Origin of the sequence: Rothia uropygioeca (assembly GCF_004136585.1) — a bacterium.
Classification (GTDB): domain Bacteria; phylum Actinomycetota; class Actinomycetes; order Actinomycetales; family Micrococcaceae; genus Rothia.
Map to the genome: position 1 here is coordinate 678,427 of NZ_NOIR01000002.1, position 18,489 is coordinate 696,915.

12 protein-coding genes are annotated in these 18,489 nt (G+C 61.1%); 4 read left to right on the plus strand and 8 right to left on the minus strand.

The window, feature by feature from the left end; translation table 11 throughout:
- The first annotated feature begins 295 nt into the window (after positions 1-295).
- Positions 296-1,702 (plus strand): zinc-dependent metalloprotease, encoded by a 1,407-nt coding sequence (locus EWR20_RS07355; RefSeq protein WP_129359960.1) that lies wholly within the window; start codon positions 296-298, stop codon positions 1,700-1,702.
- A gap of 46 nt (positions 1,703-1,748) precedes the next feature.
- On the opposite strand, the gene EWR20_RS07360 is transcribed toward EWR20_RS07355, so the two are convergent.
- Positions 1,749-2,330 carry a M48 metallopeptidase family protein gene (locus EWR20_RS07360; RefSeq protein WP_165000984.1) on the minus strand — a complete coding sequence of 194 codons (582 nt, stop codon included), beginning with the start codon at positions 2,328-2,330 and terminating at the stop codon, positions 1,749-1,751.
- Positions 2,331-2,454: 124 nt separating this feature from the next.
- Between EWR20_RS07360 and EWR20_RS07365 the strand changes: the two genes are divergently transcribed.
- Entirely contained in the window at positions 2,455-3,210 is a 756-nt protein-coding gene (locus EWR20_RS07365) for a hypothetical protein (protein WP_129359962.1), read from the plus strand.
- Here the strand turns inward: EWR20_RS07365 and EWR20_RS07370 are convergent.
- Entirely contained in the window at positions 3,201-4,979 is a 1,779-nt protein-coding gene (locus tag EWR20_RS07370; protein ID WP_394342278.1) for an ATP-dependent helicase, read from the minus strand. The two genes, EWR20_RS07365 and EWR20_RS07370, sit on opposite strands and share 10 nt — an antisense overlap.
- A 14-nt stretch (positions 4,980-4,993) precedes the next feature.
- Complete coding sequence (gene nudC, locus EWR20_RS07375) at positions 4,994-5,959, minus strand: NAD(+) diphosphatase (protein WP_129359964.1); 966 nt, start codon at positions 5,957-5,959, stop codon at positions 4,994-4,996.
- Between the two features lie 176 nt (positions 5,960-6,135).
- On the opposite strand from nudC, the gene EWR20_RS07380 reads away from it, so the two are divergent.
- Complete coding sequence (locus EWR20_RS07380; RefSeq protein ID WP_238147633.1) at positions 6,136-7,263, plus strand: phosphotransferase; 1,128 nt, start codon at positions 6,136-6,138, stop codon at positions 7,261-7,263.
- Between the two features lie 9 nt (positions 7,264-7,272).
- On the opposite strand, the gene EWR20_RS07385 is transcribed toward EWR20_RS07380, so the two are convergent.
- The gene (locus tag EWR20_RS07385) at positions 7,273-10,974 is read right to left on the minus strand and encodes an ATP-dependent DNA helicase (RefSeq protein WP_129359966.1); all 3,702 of its coding nucleotides are present in this window, start codon (positions 10,972-10,974) and stop codon (positions 7,273-7,275) included.
- Positions 10,914-14,234, minus strand: coding sequence for an ATP-dependent helicase (locus EWR20_RS07390; protein WP_129359967.1), 3,321 nt, complete (start codon positions 14,232-14,234; stop codon positions 10,914-10,916). The genes EWR20_RS07385 and EWR20_RS07390 overlap by 61 nt, the downstream gene beginning before the upstream one ends.
- A gap of 226 nt (positions 14,235-14,460) precedes the next feature.
- Between EWR20_RS07390 and EWR20_RS07395 the strand changes: the two genes are divergently transcribed.
- The gene (locus EWR20_RS07395) at positions 14,461-15,183 is read left to right on the plus strand and encodes a 3'-5' exonuclease (protein ID WP_129359968.1); all 723 of its coding nucleotides are present in this window, start codon (positions 14,461-14,463) and stop codon (positions 15,181-15,183) included.
- Here the strand turns inward: EWR20_RS07395 and hemL are convergent.
- The 3 genes from hemL to EWR20_RS07410 form a co-directional block, all read right to left on the minus strand.
- Positions 15,180-16,517, minus strand: coding sequence for a glutamate-1-semialdehyde 2,1-aminomutase (hemL, locus tag EWR20_RS07400; RefSeq protein ID WP_238147634.1), 1,338 nt, complete (start codon positions 16,515-16,517; stop codon positions 15,180-15,182). The two genes, EWR20_RS07395 and hemL, sit on opposite strands and share 4 nt — an antisense overlap.
- A 44-nt stretch (positions 16,518-16,561) precedes the next feature.
- Positions 16,562-17,518 (minus strand): porphobilinogen synthase, encoded by a 957-nt coding sequence (hemB, locus tag EWR20_RS07405; protein WP_129360177.1) that lies wholly within the window; start codon positions 17,516-17,518, stop codon positions 16,562-16,564.
- A gap of 92 nt (positions 17,519-17,610) precedes the next feature.
- Positions 17,611-18,489: a uroporphyrinogen-III synthase gene (locus EWR20_RS07410; protein WP_165000985.1), complete on the minus strand. Its 879-nt coding sequence runs from the start codon at positions 18,487-18,489 to the stop codon at positions 17,611-17,613.

Below are 18,489 nucleotides of genomic sequence, written 5' to 3' on the forward strand. Positions count from 1 at the left end.
CGTTCCCAGTTGCGGTCGACGGAATCTCCTAGATCGCAGGGATCGGGTCTGGAGATGGGGCATCGTCGAACTCTCTTACATCGGTCAGCAAACTGCCCCGCTATGTTAACTCACTGAACTGGACAGCTCCTGGGGCGGACCTCGTCGAGTTGTGCGCGACGCCCGCCTATGTGCCATGAGCTGAAAAACCAGGGTGGGGACTGACGCGTCCGGTCCCATTGCTCTTTAATGAAGTCAAGAGAAGAAATGTCGTGAGCGCATTCGACCTCACGGCAACCAACGACCACGAGGTGTCATGAGTACGAATAATCCGTACAACAACGGCAAGAACGACGACAACGAGGACAACCCCTTCGAGGAGTTGTTCCGGAAGCTGTCCTCTGGTCAAGGCATCAACCCGGAGGATTTGCAAGGGATGGCCCTGCCGGTCGACCCAGCCATGATGTCCGGGATGTTCTCCCAGATTCAGTCGATGATGTCCGGGATGAACTCCGATGGCTCCCCGAATTGGGGCCAAGCACGCGAACACGCCCGTCGTATCGCCTCCGCGGAGAAAGATCCTTCGGTCACCAGCAACCAGAAGTCGGCCGTCAAGGACGCCGCGCAACTGGCACAGCTATGGCTCGATCCCGCGATCGATTTCGACCGTGCGTCGCTGTCTGATGAAGGCTGGTCGCGCAGCGAATGGATCGAGAACTGCTTCGATACATTCCGGGAGATCTCGGAGCCGGTTGCGAATTCCGTGACCGAGGCGATGAGCGAGGCATTGACGCAGCAGATGCCCGAGGAGATGAAGTCCATGCTGGGCCAGGGCGCCTCCGTGATCGGAGGCATGAGCGGCATGATGTTCGCCATGCAGCTGGGCCAAGCAGTCGGTGAATTGTCAAAGGAGGTCGTCTCCTCAACTGACATCGGTCTTCCTCTCGCACCCGGTCGCTCCGCTCTCCTGCCTTCGAATATCGCCAAATTCGGCGAAGGCCTTGACCTGCCCGCGCAGGAAGTCATGCTGTTCTTGGCGGTTCGGGAGGCGGCCCATATCCGGCTCTTCCACGCCAATCCTTGGTTGCGTGAGAACATCATGGAGCTCATCCAGCGATACTCTCGTGGTATCCATGTCGACATGGACCGGATCGAAGAGGCGACCCGGGACATGGACCCCATGAATCCCGAGTCGCTTCAGGATGCGCTGTCCGGCGACATCTTCAAGCCGACACTCACCGAAGACCAGGAAGTGACCTTGCGGCGGTTGGAAACGTTGCTGGCGCTCGTCGAGGGCTGGGTGGATCACGTCAGCACGGAAGCGACCAAGAATCTTCCGAGTGCCGCGGCGCTGACCGAAACTCTGCGGCGTCGTCGTGCCGGCGGTGGCCCGGCGGAGAAAGCGTTCGGATCCCTCATCGGTTTGGAGCTCCGTCCCCGCCGCCTGCGCGAGGCCTCACAGTTCTGGAAGGGCTACGAGGAAGAGCACGGCGTCGAGAAGCGCGACGCTCTCTGGTCCGCCCCTGAAAATCTGCCCACCGATGAAGACCTGGACCAGCCCGAAAACTTCGGCTCTGCACGCGACCTTTTGAACGCGACCGACGAGGAGATGGACGCCGCATTGGAGAAGCTTCTCTCGGGAGGCTACGACGAGGGCCAAGACGACTCGGGGTCAGGTTCCGATGGACCCGAGGATTCCGGTCGCGGGCCCCAGACTCAGTAGCCACCGACGTCACGATCAGTCGTCCCAGGCGGAAAACGCCGGCCCTTTACTCCCAGGGACCGGCGTTTTCTGTGTCCAAGCGGTGTCTTTCAAAAATAATGCCTTCCAAGAAGGCTTTGGCCAGCTCGACGTGCGGGAATTGAGCCTCGAGCTTTTTGAAATGGTTGTTGTGAGACGGTTCGACGAGATGACAGAGCTCGTGATGGATCACGTAGTCGACAACGAATTCGGGCGCACCCCACAGGTGGTGGGAGATTCGTATCCTGCCGGTTGCGGGAGTGGTTGAGCCCCACCGCGTGTTCTGATTGGTCACCCAGCCTATGGAGACCGGTTTGACGCGATCGTCGAGATAGGTCCGAGCGATCACCGATGCCCGCTCCCCCAGGTATGCGTCGGTCCGTCGAGGGTCGTCACGAGCCCCAGACCGTTCCGACAGCAATTTGGGAAGCAACCGTTCGAGGTAGTCCCGTGCGACCGGCGTCGCCATGGTGCCAGGCACCAGAAGGACGATCATTTTCCCTTCCCAGCGGGCGGAAATGGTCTTTCGCCGTCGTGCGGAACGTCTGATCTCGACCTCTGGTCGTGTACGCGTTGCGGCGAGCCGTTCGCGAGAAGGAAGTCCTGGCATCGACAGAAGCTTACCGGCGCGGGGCAAATACGGCCACGGACGAAGCCTCGCAGTGAGAGGGTACCGCACCGGCTGCCTGTGGATTACCCTGTTGCCGGGCGAGAGACCAGGCAAAGTTGGGGGCATGACTGACTTCCGTGTTCTTCACTCCACCGAAGCGCGTTTTCACACTGCGAGCCCGCCGAGGACCACATCCGTGCATTCCGCGACATTGACTCGGACGGGCCGGCCTAGGCCCCTGTTCATTGGGATTCCGGGGCCGGTGGCTGATGCCGTATCGCATTACGTGCGGACTTCGGCTGCGTTTCCCATGCTGTGCGATCGCTCGGCGGTGGACGCCCTCGACACAATGTCGAGCAGTTATCGCCCTTTCCACCGCGGGCGGCCCCGCGTACGGTGCCTCATGTGGACTTTGGCGACCTATGTGCCCGAGGTTCTGGTCAGCGGCGGACATCGCCCCGAAGACCGATATATCGAGGCCTTGTATCCGGGGCACGACCGGTGGGGCACGCCGAATCCTTGGCTGGGTGAACTCGTCGTTCACCCGGACGTCATCGTCCACACCAGCTGGCCCGAGCAGGAAACCGATTGGGACCTCCCGTTGGCACCGGACGTCCCCTGTCTGCAGCTCTGTCGAGACGAGCACGGAGAAGTACGGCCCTGCAACGCGACGACATGGGCCCGTCGGCGTTGCCCGGATTGTATTCTTGCGGCTAGCCCCGCGAAAGACTCCACCGGGTGCGAAACCGGATTGTCACCCACAGAACTATTGCGGCTCATGGACACGGTCGCATCCGGGAACCGGGGGCCGGACGAGGACCAAAGACTCTGGCCCGATTGCGTCTGCTCGCTCGGAGCCGACCAGGAGGTTCAGAGCTGAGTCCGCGGCGCTATGCCATCGAGGAAACGGGAGCGCTTTCGATGAGCTCGACCCCCGGGTGTGCGGGAGAGCGACCACGACAGGGTCAACCGCTCGCGAGCGCGGGTGGCACCCACGTACAGCAGCCTGCGTTCCTCATCGATTTCGTCGCCGGTTTCGGCAAAGCTGATCGGCATGAGGCCTTCGCTCAAGCCGCACAGGAACACGGCATCCCATTCGAGGCCCTTGGCTGAGTGCAAAGACGCGAGCGTCACGCCGTTCATGACCGGCGCGTCCTGATGAGCAACACGTCGTGTCAGATCGTCGACCAGCATCGACATGGTAAATGTCGATTCGTCCGAGCCAGTCTTTTCCTCGTGAACCCTGGCGAGCCTGTCGGCCAAGGAGACCAAGGCGGCCAGTGACTCCCATTTCGAGCGCACAGAACCGGTACTGGACGGCGGCTTGTCGCGATACCCGAGCGATGCCAAGCAGTCCCTGACGAGCTGTGGGGCGGGCTCATCGCCGGCGGCTCTCGCTGACGAGCGAATCTGGAGTATGGCCTGTTTGACCTCAGGCCGGTTGAAGAACTTCTCGGTGCCTCGCAATTGGTAACCCACACCAGCATCCGTGAGTGCCTGTTCGATCGCCTGCGACTGTCCATTGGTCCGGAAGAGTACCGCAATCTCGGCAGGGTCGATGCCGTCTTTGGAGACCAAGTCCGATATGTCCTCGGCGATACCAGCGGCTTCTTGCTCGTCGTCAGCGTATTCGAACCATTCCACATCGGGTCCGCTGGGCCGCTGGGCACGCAATTCCAAGGGTGGCGCCCACGCCCCCGGGGTCGAGTCCCGCGAGGGCTTGCGAGCCGTGAGCAATCGATTGGCCAGGGTCACCACTTGAGGAGTGGACCGATAGTCCCGCACGAGCTTGATGACTTTGCCCTCCGGGTGACGGCGTGGAAACTCCAACAGGTGCCGCGAGGTCGCTCCCGTGAAGGAGTAAATGGTCTGCGAAGCGTCTCCGACGACGCACAGTTCGTCACGACCACCGAGCCAGCAGTCAAGTAGGCGTTGCTGGAGTGGAGAGACGTCCTGGTATTCGTCCACGACGAAGTGGCGGTATTGCTGGCGCACCGCTGCAGCGACCGCCGGATCTTCTTCGAGGATAGCGATCGTGGCGAGGAGAACGTCTTCGAAGTCGATGGCATTCCTCTCGGTTTTGAGATCCTCGTAGCCGCGCATGATCCTGGCCATGCTCAACGGGGTAAATCCCGTGGGCAGCTCCCGATGCCCCAGGTGCTCTTCCAACGTATCCGGCGTGAGCATCGAGACTTTTGCCCATTCGATCTCCGCGGCCAGATCCCGAATAATCGCGCGATCCGTACTGAATCGAAGGCGAGATGCAACTTCTGAGATGAATTGCGCTTTGCCCGAGATGAGCTGAGGCGGGGTCCCTCCTACGGCTTGGGGCCAGAAATACTGGAGTTGGCGCAACGCTGCGGCGTGGAAAGTGCGAGTCTGCACACCTGCTGCGCCCAAGGAACGAAGCCGATTCCTCATTTCATTGGCTGCACGGGAGGTGAAGGTCAGGGCGAGGACACGCTGTCCCACGTACGCGCCGGAAGCGATTCCGTATGCGATCCGATGGGTGATCGCCCGCGTCTTACCCGTCCCGGCTCCTGCTAACACGCACACGGGTCCCTGCAGGCTCGTGGCGACCTCTCGCTGCTCAGGGTCGAGGCCCTCGAGGATCTGGTCGGGGCTGGGCGGTTCCCCGGGGATCAGCAATTCGGCTGCGGTCTTCAGCGCTGAGTCGCCTCCTCAGTATCGGATTGGTTGTCGTGTCCGGAAGGGCCCCGGTCGTCGAACTCCGCTGGCGATTGAGGCAAAGGTCCACCGTACCAATTGGCGATCAGGTGATGAGCGATCGAGACACTGTCCGGCAGGCGGATCTCCCCCGAGGTAACAGCGGCCTCGAGCTCGTCCCGTGTGAACCATCGAACGCTGGAAATCTCCTTGCCGTCCGGCCTGGCCGACTCGAGCCGAGTTGCATGCGCAACGAAACCGAGCATGAGCGAGCGCGGAAAAGGCCAGGGCTGCGATCCCAGATAGGTCGCCTCATCGATAGCGACGCCCGCTTCTTCGTAGATTTCCCGCGCAACGGCTGCTTCTAGGGACTCGCCCGACTCTACGAATCCCGCAAAGGTCGAGTAACGGTCTTCGGGCCACGCCGCCGAATGTCCCAGGAGGAGGCGATCCACGCCGCTGTCGTCCGTGTGGACCACGGCCGAGATCACGGCCGGATCGGTTCGAGGAAAGAGTTCCCGACCCTCTGATTCACAGATTCGTACCCACCCGGTGGGGTCCGGTTGGCAGGGGGAACCGCAGGTGGGACAGAATTTGTAGCTGGAGTGCCAGTTCATGAGAGCGATCCCGATGCTCAGCCACGTGCTTTCTTCCTTGCTCAGAACGGGAGCCGCGTCCCTGAGGCCCAGCCACTGGATGTTCTCACCACCGCTCTGTGAGCTCTGCTCGTGTTCCTCCGGCCAAGGATCACCGGCTTGGATGTCTTCCGGCCTGGTGTGCGGAGCGCGAGCCAGGAGTATCGGGGCCCGGTCCTCCGACGTCCCGAGGTATGCGACGACGTCGAGGCCTTCGGTGGGCGCAGCCCACGCAACGCCGGCGCGGCCCTCAGACCACGCCGTCGGAACTTTTCCCTGGTCAAGCATCAAAACTCGGGTTGAAGAATCGCTCAGAGCTGAATCCATGAGTTCGGTTCTCAGGCGCCCGTCGTCGATGCGCCGAATGGGGTATGTCCCCAGTAAATCGGGCCCAAGCGGGGGTGTGGGCTGTGTGACAAATTGGTGGTTCACGTGATCAGCTTGCTTCCATCTGTCTCTAGTACTCTGAACGAGTGAAATTAACACCGTTAACGTTAGCCGCTATGGCCTCGGCAGGAGTGCCGGGCCTCTTCCCCGTGGCCGCGTACGCGTACGAGGAAGACAACCCGGACTATGGTTCCGCGCTCGTTGTCGACTCCGCTCGCCAGCGGTGGATTGTGCGCGCTCCGCAGAATCATGAAGCCAGTGTGCGACTCGAGTCCGAGCACGTCATACTGCATTCATTTTCTCCGGGATTGCGCGCACGACTCCCATTCCAATTGCCCACGGTAGTGGGGTCGGCTGATAGTCGCGGCCTCAAGACTTTTGTGTATCCAGAGGTTCCTGGGGAAGTTTTGGACATCGAAGAACTAGCGCGGCGTTCCCACGTCGTGTCACCGGAACGAGACCCCCTCGCGACACAGATAGGCAAAGCCGTCGCCACAATCCATACGCTTCCGGCGGAGATGGTTCAGGAAGCCGACCTTCCGATGTACTCCCACGAACAGTGCCGCAAGAGGATGCTCTCGGAACTCGACCGAACGGCAAGCACAGGCAAAGTTCCCTCCGCACTCCTTCGGCGCTGGGAAGCCTGGCTGGAGGACGAGAGCATGTGGCAGTTCCGGCCCACCGTAGTCCACGGCGACCTGGCCGAGGAGAATTTGGTTCTGGACGGAACCCGGCTGACGGCAGTCCGAGGATGGCATGACCTGCACGTCGGGGACCCAGCGCTGGATTTCTCTTGGCTGATGAGTTGCCCGGACCAGGAATTCACGGATTCGATCATCGAGGTCTACTCCGTCCAGCTTCCGCACGCACCCGACCAACATTTGCTTCGGCGAGCTTACCTTCACGCAGAGTTTGCGTTGGCTCAGTGGCTTGCCCGGGGCGTCGAGCAGAAGGACCGGGAGACCGTGGACGAAGCCGTCTCAATGCTCAGGACACTGGAAGATGATCTCCGAGAGTCCGGGGCCATTTCTTCGTCGTCGGCTACCTCGAACGTACGGTCGGTCTCCGAGCCCGCGGCGGCTCCTTCATCGCAGAGTGATCCGACGCGTGAGACCACCCCGGATTCGAGCGAGCCTGCCCGCACCTCGGCTAGCGCCGGCGCCCATGCGAGCGGACATGGGTCTTCTCGTGCGAAACCGAGCGAAGATCCGACGGGGCCTATTTCCACAATCGACGAGCCGTAGAGGAACTTTTCACTTGGTTTCTGAAGCTGTGTTTTGCATGCGGTTCACCAGGTCGATGAGTTCGGTCTCGTCCGCGACCTTGCGGGGCCTAATGGTTTTTCCGTGCGCGACGTAGTAGAAGGCCGCGGAGATGTCTTCAGGATCAACATCGTGAAGGCGCGCAAATCCCATCCTGTATACGGCCAATTGGACCGTTTTGTGCGTGAGGTCGGCTCCTTGGGGGACCCGACCGGTTTTCCAGTCGACCAATTCCCACTGAACTTTCCCTGAGGCATTCTGATTGCGGAATATCGCATCGATTCTTCCGCGGACCGTAAACCCAGCGAGCGGTGTTTCGATGGGGTATTCGATAGCCCACGGCTGGCGATCGAACCATGGGCTCGTCCGGAAAGACTCCTGCAGAGCAGCAAGTCCGGCGTCTTCTCCTTCTTCCGGGTCGGCCAAGCTCTCTCCAAGGTCCAACATTCCTGCGGCTCCGTAGTGCTCCTCGACCCATTCATGAAATCTGGTTCCTGCACGGGCCGATGTTTCGGGCCGACGCGGCATGGGCCTGTGGATCTGCTCGAGGATCCTCTGCGGATCCTGCGCGAGACCCACGAGCAGAGATGCACTGAGGTGCGTCGGCAGTTCAGGGCTTCCGCCGCCATCTCCTCTAGCCCGGTGAAGAGCCAGCAGGAGGCTTGTCTCTTCGGCCCAATCCGTCGGATCCGGCAACTCGTCCGATGGAAGACTCAGCGACGCGTCGGAAGCGGGCCACATTGACTCGGTACCGGATTCCGTGTCCATGTGAGACAGAACCAGCGACGCGGCTCTCTCGACGTCAACGCGCCGAGATACCATGGGCCCCGGATCCAGCTCCGCTGCACCGTGGTCTTCCGTCATGGCGAGATCGTTGAGTTCTTCCTCAGACTCCCATTCGCTGACGAAGGGCCTCGTCAGCGGGTCAAAGGGCCATAGAGCCGCATGAATCCGCTCGCCCTGTGGGTTCTTTGCTCCCTCCTCGGGCACCGGAGCCTCGTTGACCCACTCGATCGCGGGCGACGTCGGATCGAACTCTTCGGAAATCTCCTCCACGAATCGTGAAAGCGAATTGGGTTTGGCTTTGGTTCCGCTCCAGTGACTCGACGCGAGGAAGAGTACGCTCCTGGCCCTGGTCGTTGCCACATATGCCAGACGACGTTCCTCGGAGACGATCCTGGCAAGATTGTGCTGGCTGAATTCTTGTCCGGACTCCTCGAGCTCTTGGGTTGAGCCGGCTCCGAGGTCTAAGGCAGGCAGGTATTTGGTGTCTCCGCGCAGCGTCCAGGGTAAAGCTCCGACATCCGAGAACCACGATTCGGTTTTGTCCGAGGGGAACCCTCCTTCCGTGAGTCCCTGCACGTAGACCTCATCCCATTCGAGGCCCTTCGCCGCGTGGACGGTCAGAATCTGCACGGCGGACGACTCTGAGGGCTGGACAGGCATGGCCAGACCGGATTCCTCAGCGATGGCCGCTTCGAGCCACGCAAGAAAAGCGGTTACTCCCGTCGCCGACGAGGTCACGGTGTACCGATGTTCCTTGAGTTCGGCGCTCTCGGCACCCTCTGCCCCGGAGGTCCCGCTGAAGCTGGAGCCGGCGTCCAGGCTGGCTGCCAAACGCGGTGCAGTCGCGCAATAGTCGGCTACTGCCTGATAAAAGGCATCTACGTTGGCTCGCGCCTGATGCACATCACGTCCCGGCTTGGATGCGAGTTCCAGGTCCAACATGGTGACGCGCTCAATGTGGTACAGCAGGCTCATCAGATCTTCGCCCAGGTAGCCCCGAAGTTCCTCCAGCTCTTGCTGAAGTCTGACAAGTCTTTGCCTGGCTTCCGTACTCAGTGATCGGCCGGCTGCTGAGGTCCATCCGGCCTCGGGAAGGGTCTCGATCGCTTCGATCAGGCTCGAACTTTCGCTCTGATCTCCTCCGGTGCGCAAGAGATCTTCGAGCCGTTGCGAAGCTTCATGCAGCTCGGCTTGTGGGTCGTCCGCGACAAGATGCTCTTCCCCTGGAACGCGACCTTCCGGTGTAGCGAGGTCCTCCGCAATACCGGTGAGAACGGATCTCTTGCGTCGACGGGCAAGGAAGCGTGCCCAGTCATTCAGTGCCATGAGATCCCGAGGTCCGATCCGCCAGCGCGCTCCTGCCAGGAGACGCATCAGAGAATCTGAACGAGCCGGATCGGACAACACCCGCAGGACAGCGATGAGGTCGGTTACTTCGGGCGTTTCAACAAGCCCTCCCAGGCCAACCAATTGATACGGCACCGATTGGCGTTCGCATTCCAAACGGATGGTCTCCATGTGGCGACGGGCTCGACAGAGGACGGCAAAGCTGGGAACCTCTCGACCCTCGCGGTCAGCGTCCGATCGATGCGCAGCGATAGTCGAAACGATGGCTTCGGCCTCGTCTTGGTCCGTTCCCCATATTCCGGTCATAAGCCGGCCTTCCGGGGCGTCAGGTCGGGCAACCAGGTCCGGGACGTGAACCGATGAAGCTGCGCGGACCCATTCTCCTTGGTCGGACAGAGGGCGCGCAATCCGATTGGCCGCGTCGAGTATCCGTGTTCCGTTTCTCCAAGCGACGGACAAGTAGTCGGCGTCTTGGTGGGGCGAGGGGAAGTAACGGTAGAAGTCGAAGAGCTGCCCTTCCGAGGCTCCTCGGAAACCGTAGATCGACTGTTTAGGGTCTCCCACGGCCATGACGCTGTGTCCGTTTCCGAACAGACTCGAGAAGAGGACCATTTGCGCATGGGACGTGTCCTGGAATTCGTCGAGCAGTACCACGCGATAGAGCTGACGCTGTTCGCTGCCCATGCAATCGATCCCTCGAGCCATGCTTGCGGCGTAGGCAAGCAGATCGCCGAAATCCATGACCTGCATAGCTTGTTTGATACGCCGATACCGCTCCGTCAGCCTTGCGACCAATAGTTTTTGTTCGAGCTTTTCGACGAGAGTTCCCCGGAGTTTCTCTTCTTTCTTGAGTTTCTTGGGGTGGTTGTTCGGCATATTCTTCAACGACGACAAGCTGCGCCGGCAGAAGTCCTCGACTTCTGCCGGGGTCCGCAGATGTTCTGCACATTCCCCCGAGAGTTGAAGCACTTCGGTGATGAGGGTCGACGCCGCCGGGAGCTTCTCCGGTAATTCCCCATCCCAGTTCTCGACAATCTGGGCAACCAGCTGGAAGCATTGCGCCTGTCCGAGCTGGGTCGCGTCCTTCTCAATGCCGATCCGGAGTCCGTATTCCGAAACCAACGATTTTGCATAAGCGTGGTAGGTGCTGACGGTGGGATCGAGAACAGGCTCGTCGGAATCGGCCTCGGGTTGGTAGAGGCCTTCCTCACGCAACGCGGCCAACCTCTGAGCCATGCGATGACGAAGCTCCCCGGCGGCTTTCTTGGTGAACGTGACTCCGAGGATTTCGTCGGGTCGGACCAGTCCATTGACGACCAACCACACGACCCGGTCGACCATAGTTGCGGTCTTGCCGGAGCCAGCGCCCGCAACCACAAGCCTCGGTGACAAATCTGCGCTGATGATCTTCGATTGTTCTTCGGTCGGCAGATTGTGGCCGAGAGCCGTTGCAATATCTTCCGGCGAGTAGCGAATCCGGTCTGAATTCTCGGTGCGGTTCACGGTTGCGTGACCTGCCTTCCTGACGAACACAAAGGACATATTTCTGGAAGACGGCATTTGAGGCCGAATCCTCCGGCCGAATCCGTGTGCCTGGCCTGGAACCGCTCATGGGCCACGAGCTCGGCACATTTTCGGATCAGGTCAACAGCCCAGTAATCCTGTTCTGTCAACGGTTCTTGGGACTGGACCTTGTACGCCTTGGTGGAGGTTCCCAGCTGAACCAGCGCAGCTCCACCGGACAGCTCGGTGATACTGGCACCGTCGAACCTCAGGGGTGTTTCTCGGACAGATGCAGGCTCACCGTGATCGAACATCACCGCTCCGGCGCCGGCCTCGAGCGCGACCTGATACGCGGCAAGCTGCGGATGCTGCGTGACGTCCGCGGCCGACGGAGCGCTCTTGCCCGTTTTGAGGTCGATCACGACATAACGGCCCAATTCATCGATTTCGAGACGATCCACTCTTCCGGAGAGCAGGGCATCCCTCGCTGGTCCCGGAACGAGCACTTCGAAGGCGCCTTCGACGCCGACGAGTTTCCGCCCGAGCGACGCACGGGAGTCCACCGCATACGCAGCAAATTTGCGAATCATAGTGACGGCTCGATCGTAGACGACCCGGGTCTCCCACGTATCCGACAACCCCAGCGCCCCGAACCGTCGCTCCAGTTCTTCTTCCAGTTCATGGCCTGGGGCATCCGGCATGTTCTGGGCGATCTCGTGGATCAGGTTTCCGACGGATCTGGACAGGTCGGTTGCCGGTTCTCCGCCAGCGGAGCTGACGAACCAATCGAGGGGCGAACGCCGAATGGTTTCGAGTTTGGAGGGCGAAACCGGCACCGGATCATTGACATTAAGGGGTGCGCTCTCATCGGTCAGTGGAGCAAGCCCCCACCAGTCCCGCGGATGAGCCCCCGGAATGCCCACCATCTCTTCGCCCCGCCTGCTCCCGTTGCCTCTGGAGTCCGACGACTGTGGCTCTTGAGCAAGCCGCGCGAGTTGTTCTGCGGCCCGGAAAGCGAGCCCGGGATGGTCCGCGGATTGCGCCCAAAGTCGAAGTTCCGCGATCAGACCTCGCATGGTCATAGGGCGCCTGACTGGGCTCACGACCGCTTCCGACATGGCCACAGGATCAAGGATGTCGAGGAACTCGCTCGGCTCCTCCTCCTCATTCGCGACCGCGCTGACGACCAACTGCGACGTGCACCTGCTGATGGCGGTCGCGAACATTCGAAGTTCGTCGTACCGGGTTTCTCGCAGCCGGTTCCTACGGGTCACCCGAACCGCTTGCTCCACACCCAGGAGTACGACGTCGGAGAGTTCCGGTGTGCTCAGGAGACCGCCGCGTAGGGTCGTGTTCGGCCAACTCCCCTGCTGTACTGACGCAACGTGCACCCAGGCCCATTCGCGGCCTGCTGCAGAAGCGGGCGTCACCAGCGCAACCGCGGCGTGGTTCGTAGAGCGGGGAGCCAAAGTATCCATGGGGAGGTCCTGGCTGTCGATGTATTCCAGGAATTCCCTCGCGCCTGCACCCGGTTGCTGGTCCACGTAACGCTCAGCAGTTTCGAAAAGTGCGAGCATAGCATCGAGATCACGATGCGCGCGCTGGGCGGCAGGTCCGGTTCCCTTGGATGTACTGAGCCATTCTTGGGCGAGCCCACTGGTTTCCCACAGTGCCCACAACACGGTTTCAGCGGTGGATGTGTTTTCCTCCATGGCCCGCTTGCCGGCGCTCAACACGGAGTGCAACCTCTCAAGAGGCTCGTTGGTCCGGGTTCCAGAAGCATCCGAAGAATTGCGGTGAGGTACTGCAGTCAGGGCCGAGGGACCCACACTCCCGTTGAGGACTTCCAGGATTAGCTCGTCGCTCGAACGAGTACCGCCCCGTCTCAATTCTGCTGCTCTCAGCGACTGACGGATACGTCTGACCGTATTGGGGCTGGCCCCACCAAGCCTCGATGTCAGAAGCGAAAGTGCCCTGGAAATATCCGCCGGACCGTGTTCCCCGCTGGCCAGCCACAGGGCATCCAGGAACGGGCGAACCGCGGGTTCCTCTCGCAAGGGCGTCTCGGCTACCGGGATGGATACTGGGATTCCGTCGGACTCCAGGTGGCGCTTGATCCTCGCCAATGAGGTACCGTCTCTCACGACCACGGCCATGTCCCCGAGCGGACGACCGCCTTTCACGTGCTCCTCGAGAATACCTTGCGAGATTAGCCTCAATTCGTGCTGGGCAGAAGCCGTCAGGCGGATCGCGATCTCGGCTCGAGTCGATCGTTCGAGTACAGCATCCGATGGTTCAGGCGAGCGATCGTGACGTGCTCTGGCGACCACGGGAATTCTCTCGCTCACGCGACGCACGGAATCCGCTATGGGGCTCGGCAGCCTGTGCTGTCGATCCAGTCGGCGAGTTTCGATCTCGGGGTAAGCCTTGAGCCGGGATCCTAGTTCCGCCAAGACCTCGGGCCTGGCTCCACGGAATCCCTGGACCACGGTATCCGTGCAAGCAGTCATCACCAGTTGGGGCGGGTTGACTGCGGCCGCCGGTGCCATCGACTCGAGGAGCCTCATGATGGCCGGCGTAGCCTCCTGGAGGTCATCGACCAGGATCAGACGCAAGCGCTCATGTTCTTTGGCCAAGAACTCGGGGTTGCTCTCGAGGAAGTTAGCGGCCTGGTGGATCAGTGCCGAGGGGTCGTAGGCCTGCGGCATCCTCAGCCGCCTCAGTTGTTCGTATTCCACGCGAAAGTCCGAGGCGGCAACCCACTCCGGGTGGTTCAGTGCATTCCCCAACTCGCGGACCCGTTCCGGGCTGAGATCGAATTCTGCGCAACGGTCCAGGAACTCGCGGATTTCGCGGCGGAATCCTCGCGTTTCCAGAGCTTCCTTCAGCTCCTCGGGCCACTGTGGCTGTTTTCCTAGGCCGTTCGAGTGGGCCAGCAACATCTCTCCGATCAGAACGTCTTGTTCCGGTCCGGTGAGCAACCGAGGCTCGAAGTCCACCCCTTCCAGCAGTCCTTCCGCGTGCGCCCGCCGCAGGATGTCGAATGCGTAAGAATGCCAAGCCCTTGCCGGTGGCGTGGAAATGGTCGCGGACAACTTTTGGGAGAATCCATCGCGCAACTGATCCGCAAGGGTACGCGTGGGAGCAAGGAGCAGAATCTCCTCCGCCGATGCGCCCTCCGCCTCGCCTCCACCCACATGATCGAATGCACATTCAATCAGGCTGCTGGTCTTGCCGGTTCCTGGCGCGCCCAGGACCAAAGTGGCGCCATGAGACCGGGACGGGAGACGGCTCGCGAGAGGATTCTTGGGGCTCATGTACCAATCTCACCACGAGCCACTGACAAGTTAAGGCGATTCGTCGACGTCGACTACATGTTGCAGAAGGCAACCACCAGTTTCCGACCAATCCACTACCTCGAGCAAACACCTCGGCACGATGTGTCCGGGCTATCCGGTTCCCAGGCAAGCGCCCGGGATCTGCAAACACGTTCGGCTCGGCAGTACGCGCGAGTCACCTATGAATCCGGGTACGGTGGAGTCCATGACGAGCGATGCACGTGTCGAAACGCCTCCCTGGACGCAAGGGCCCCGAGCCACCTTCGATCTGGAAACCACAGGACCCAATCCGCGCACCGCGCGAATTGTTACGGCATCGCTCATCCTCGTGGCCCCGGACGGCGAAGTGCTTCGCCACGGTGAATGGCTTGCCGACCCCGGAGTGCCCATCCCGGAAGAAGCCGCGGCCGTCCACGGGATTTCCACCGAATATGCCCAAGAACACGGAGCCCCGCTCAAACAGGTCGTCTACGAACTGGCCTCGGCGATCGGCGGGCTCTTCTCCGACGGCGTGCCGATATTTGCGTTCAACGCGGTCTACGACTTCACCGTCCTTGCCCGGGAATTGCATCGGCTCGAGTTGCCGGATTTGGTCCCCTACCCTGTTCTGGATCCTCTCGTCTTCAACAAGAAGGTCGACAAGTACCACAAAGGCAAGCGCACCCTGACGAATCTCACTCAGGAGTACGGCGTAGTGCTCGAGAATGCTCATACGTCGGCAGCAGACTGCTTGGCGACCGAGCGTTTGGCAACAGCCATGACCCAGAAGTATCCCCAGCTGGACATGCCAGCCGGGGAACTCCATGATCTTCAAGTCACGTGGGCCAAAGAACAAGCGGCCGATCTTCAGGCGTATTTCGACAAGATCGGCAAAAACTCCAAAGTCAATGGAGACTGGCCGATACAGGCCGAGTCCGAGCGCCCCTAGCGGGGTTCTTCTGCGTTTGCGGCCGCTCGAGCTGCGGCTGGCAGGGCCGATACGATGCGATCCATCGCGACGTCATCGTGGGAAGCGGACAGGAACCATGCCTCGAACGGCGACGGAGCCAGATAGACCCCGGATTCCAGCATCGAATGGAAGAACGGTCCGTAGCGGTACGATTCCGAGGCCTTGATGTCCTCGTAGTTCCGAACGCCCTGAGATCCGGTTCCGAATGCCACGGAGAAGATATTGCCCGCGGTCTGGATCGAATGCTCCACGCCTTCTGCGTTCAAGGCCGAGGTAATTTCCCGCTGGAGCTGCAACGAAACTCGATCAATCGTCGAGTAGACCTGACCCGTAGCATTTCGAAGGGTCGCGATTCCCGCGGCAACCGACAGCGGATTGCCGGAAAGAGTTCCCGCCTGGTAAACGGGACCGGTCGGCGAGAGATACTCCATGATCTCGCGGCGCCCGCCCAATGCAGCAATGGGCATGCCCCCACCGATGACCTTGCCGAACGTGAAAATATCAGGAGCCCAACCGCCTTCGCTTTCCGAAGTCAGCCCCCAGTATCCCGCCGAGGACGCCCGGAAGCCGGTGAGCACCTCATCGAAGATCATCAGGGCACCGTGTTCACGCGTCAGATCCCGCAGACCAGAGTTGAACCCCTCCGCGGGCGTCACCACGCCCATATTGCACGGGGCAGCCTCGGTGATAACGGCCGCAATCTCGCCCTCGTACTTGTCGAATGCGGTGCGGACTGCATCGAGGTCGTTGTAAGGGACCACGATAGTTTCGGCCGTGGTCGCTTCGGTCACCCCTGCAGATCCGGGGAGGGAAAGCGTCGCGACTCCGGATCCGGCTTCGGACAGCAGAGCATCCACGTGACCGTGATAACACCCGGCGAACTTGATGATCTTGTCGCGTCCCGTGTACCCACGCGCCAAACGGATCGAAGTCATGGTCGCCTCGGTACCCGTGGAGACCAAACGAATCTGTTCGATGGCCGAGCCCTTAGTCGCCGAACGATTAATCCGGTCGACTACCGTTTCGGCCAGCTCGGTTTCCCCCACCGTGGACGCGCCGAAGGACAGACCGTGATCAACGGCTGCGTGCACCGCCTCGATGACGGCCTCATGTCGGTGCCCCAGAAGGGCTGGACCCCACGAACCGACCAGGTCGACGTACTCTTTTCCGTCCGCGTCCTTCACGTAGGGCCCCTCGGCATCAACGATGAACGGTGGGGTGCCCCCTACCGAATTGAATGCGCGAACCGGAGAATTGACGCCTCCGGGTATGACTTTCTGCGAACGGTCGAAGAGTTCCTCGGATACGGTCAAGATGTCCTCCTGATGTGTGTGATGATCCAGTTGCCAGTGCTTTTCTACCGTTTTCCCTGCGCCAGCCATTGGGCGACCTCGGTCGCGTAATAGGTGAAAATCAGATCGGCCCCGGCACGCCGCATACCCGTCAGGGCTTCCAGAACGATGCGCTCACGATCTACCCAACCATTGGCCGCCGCAGCTTCGATCATCGCGTATTCCCCCGAGACCTGGTAGACGGCTACGGGAACGGTCGAGAAATCGGCGACCTCTCGAACGACGTCGAGATAGGCCATCGCCGGCTTGACCATGACCATGTCGGCGCCTTCTTCGAGATCAAGCTGAGTTTCCAGGATCGACTCGCGACGATTCGCCGGGTCTTGCTGATAGGTCTTCCGATCCCCTTGGAGCGAGGAGCCCACGGCATCCCGGAAGGGTCCGAAGAATGCAGACGCATATTTGGCCGAGTAGGCCATGATCGAAACATCGTGGAACCCCTTGTCGTCCAAGGCCTCACGGATACCCGCGATCTGCCCGTCCATCATGCCGGACGGGCTCACGACGTGCGCTCCTGCCTGGGCTTGAGCGACCGCCATGCGTTCGTACAGTTCGACGCTGCGATCGTTGTCCACTATGACGTCGCCGGCGCCGTCTTCGGTCAGCGGCCCGCAGTGCCCGTGGTCCGTGAATTCGTCAAGGCACGTATCGGCCATGATCACGACCCGATTGCCGAATTCCCGGCGCACGGCACGGATGCCACGATTGAGGATTCCTTCGGGATCCCACGCGACGGAGCCCTCGGCATCTTTGTCCTCGTCCTTCGGCACTCCGAAGAGGTCGATGCATTTGACGCCGGCTCTCTCGGCCTGGCGGACGGCTTCGATGAGAGATTCGACAGTGTGCTGGTACTGACCCGGCATCGAGCTGATCTCGACCGGCCCGTCGATGCCATCCCGGACGAACAAGACCTGGATGAGATCCTCCGGATGGAGTCTGGCCTCGGCCACAATGTCACGCATCGCGGGATTTGTACGGAGTCGACGCGGCCTGCGGGTCAGGTCAAGTTCCTGACGTGCGTTGTTTTCCCTCACGGTCACCACTTCTTTCGTCGTCAATTCTTAAGTTTTCGAGGACTATTCGTGTCCCTGCCCAAGGCCCGAATCACGGCCTCGGCCAGATCCTCCGCGCCCGGGCTCTCGGACCGGAACGTTTCGAGGTGCAGATCCTGAGCTGCCCGCTCGGTGGTCCTACCGATGCAAATGACCGGGACCTTGACCGGGCCGAGGTCGTCGAGGGTCTGGATCAGGCGGGGCGAGGTTGCCACGATCGCTGAGAGAGCCGAATCTGCCTCGTCCCGAAGTTGCTTCATTGTGGCTTGGCGATCGAGGACGGTTGCTGACATTGCCGAGTCCGGCCTCGGGGCGACAAGGGGGCGATCGGCAGGATACGGCACGCGCTCGTAGACCACGGCTTCACTGACCCGCAGGCCACGTTCACGCAATCCGTTGGCAAGCTCCGCCCTGGCGGGTCTGCCGTGCACGCAGAGTACCTTTTGTCCCTCTTCAGAACCCATAACGTCCGTCCAGGCCGCCAACATTCCCATGGCGCTGTTCTCCTCAGGAGGTTCCACCGGAGCCAACCCGGCGTCCTGAGCGGCACGCCGTGTGGCCTCACCGACGCACCAGATTCTCGCCGATGCCAAGATTGACGAAACCGTCCTCAAACCGTGAGCTTCCAGCAATGCTCGAACGGCCCACACGCCATTGGCACTCGTGAAAGTAACGACGTCGTATGACTCCTGATGCAACGCATCCACCACGTGCTGGGCTTCTTTTCCGCCCACCAACTCTGCTTCGGACAGCGGGCTCAGGACAGGTTCCAGACCACGACGCCGCAACTGAACAATCAGTTCGCTCGACCGCTCAGGCCCCCGGGTCACGAGCACCCGGGGGCGAGGGGACGCGGTCGCCCCCGTCGGAGAGGCTTCCAC

Excerpts from the sequence above, each read along its gene's own strand:
- EWR20_RS07360 (WP_165000984.1), bottom strand. The coding sequence starts at position 2,330 with ATGCCAGGACTTCCTTCTCGCGAACGGCTCGCCGCAACGCGTACACGA.
- EWR20_RS07355 (WP_129359960.1), top strand. The coding sequence starts at position 296 with ATGAGTACGAATAATCCGTACAACAACGGCAAGAACGACGACAACGAG.
- EWR20_RS07385 (WP_129359966.1), bottom strand. The coding sequence starts at position 10,974 with ATGCCGTCTTCCAGAAATATGTCCTTTGTGTTCGTCAGGAAGGCAGGT.
- hemB (WP_129360177.1), bottom strand. The coding sequence starts at position 17,518 with ATGCGTGACATTGTGGCCGAGGCCAGACTCCATCCGGAGGATCTCATC.
- EWR20_RS07365 (WP_129359962.1), top strand. The coding sequence starts at position 2,455 with ATGACTGACTTCCGTGTTCTTCACTCCACCGAAGCGCGTTTTCACACT.
- EWR20_RS07395 (WP_129359968.1), top strand. The coding sequence starts at position 14,461 with ATGACGAGCGATGCACGTGTCGAAACGCCTCCCTGGACGCAAGGGCCC.
- nudC (WP_129359964.1), bottom strand. The coding sequence starts at position 5,959 with ATGGATTCAGCTCTGAGCGATTCTTCAACCCGAGTTTTGATGCTTGAC.
- EWR20_RS07390 (WP_129359967.1), bottom strand. The coding sequence starts at position 14,234 with ATGAGCCCCAAGAATCCTCTCGCGAGCCGTCTCCCGTCCCGGTCTCAT.
- EWR20_RS07380 (WP_238147633.1), top strand. The coding sequence starts at position 6,136 with ATGGCCTCGGCAGGAGTGCCGGGCCTCTTCCCCGTGGCCGCGTACGCG.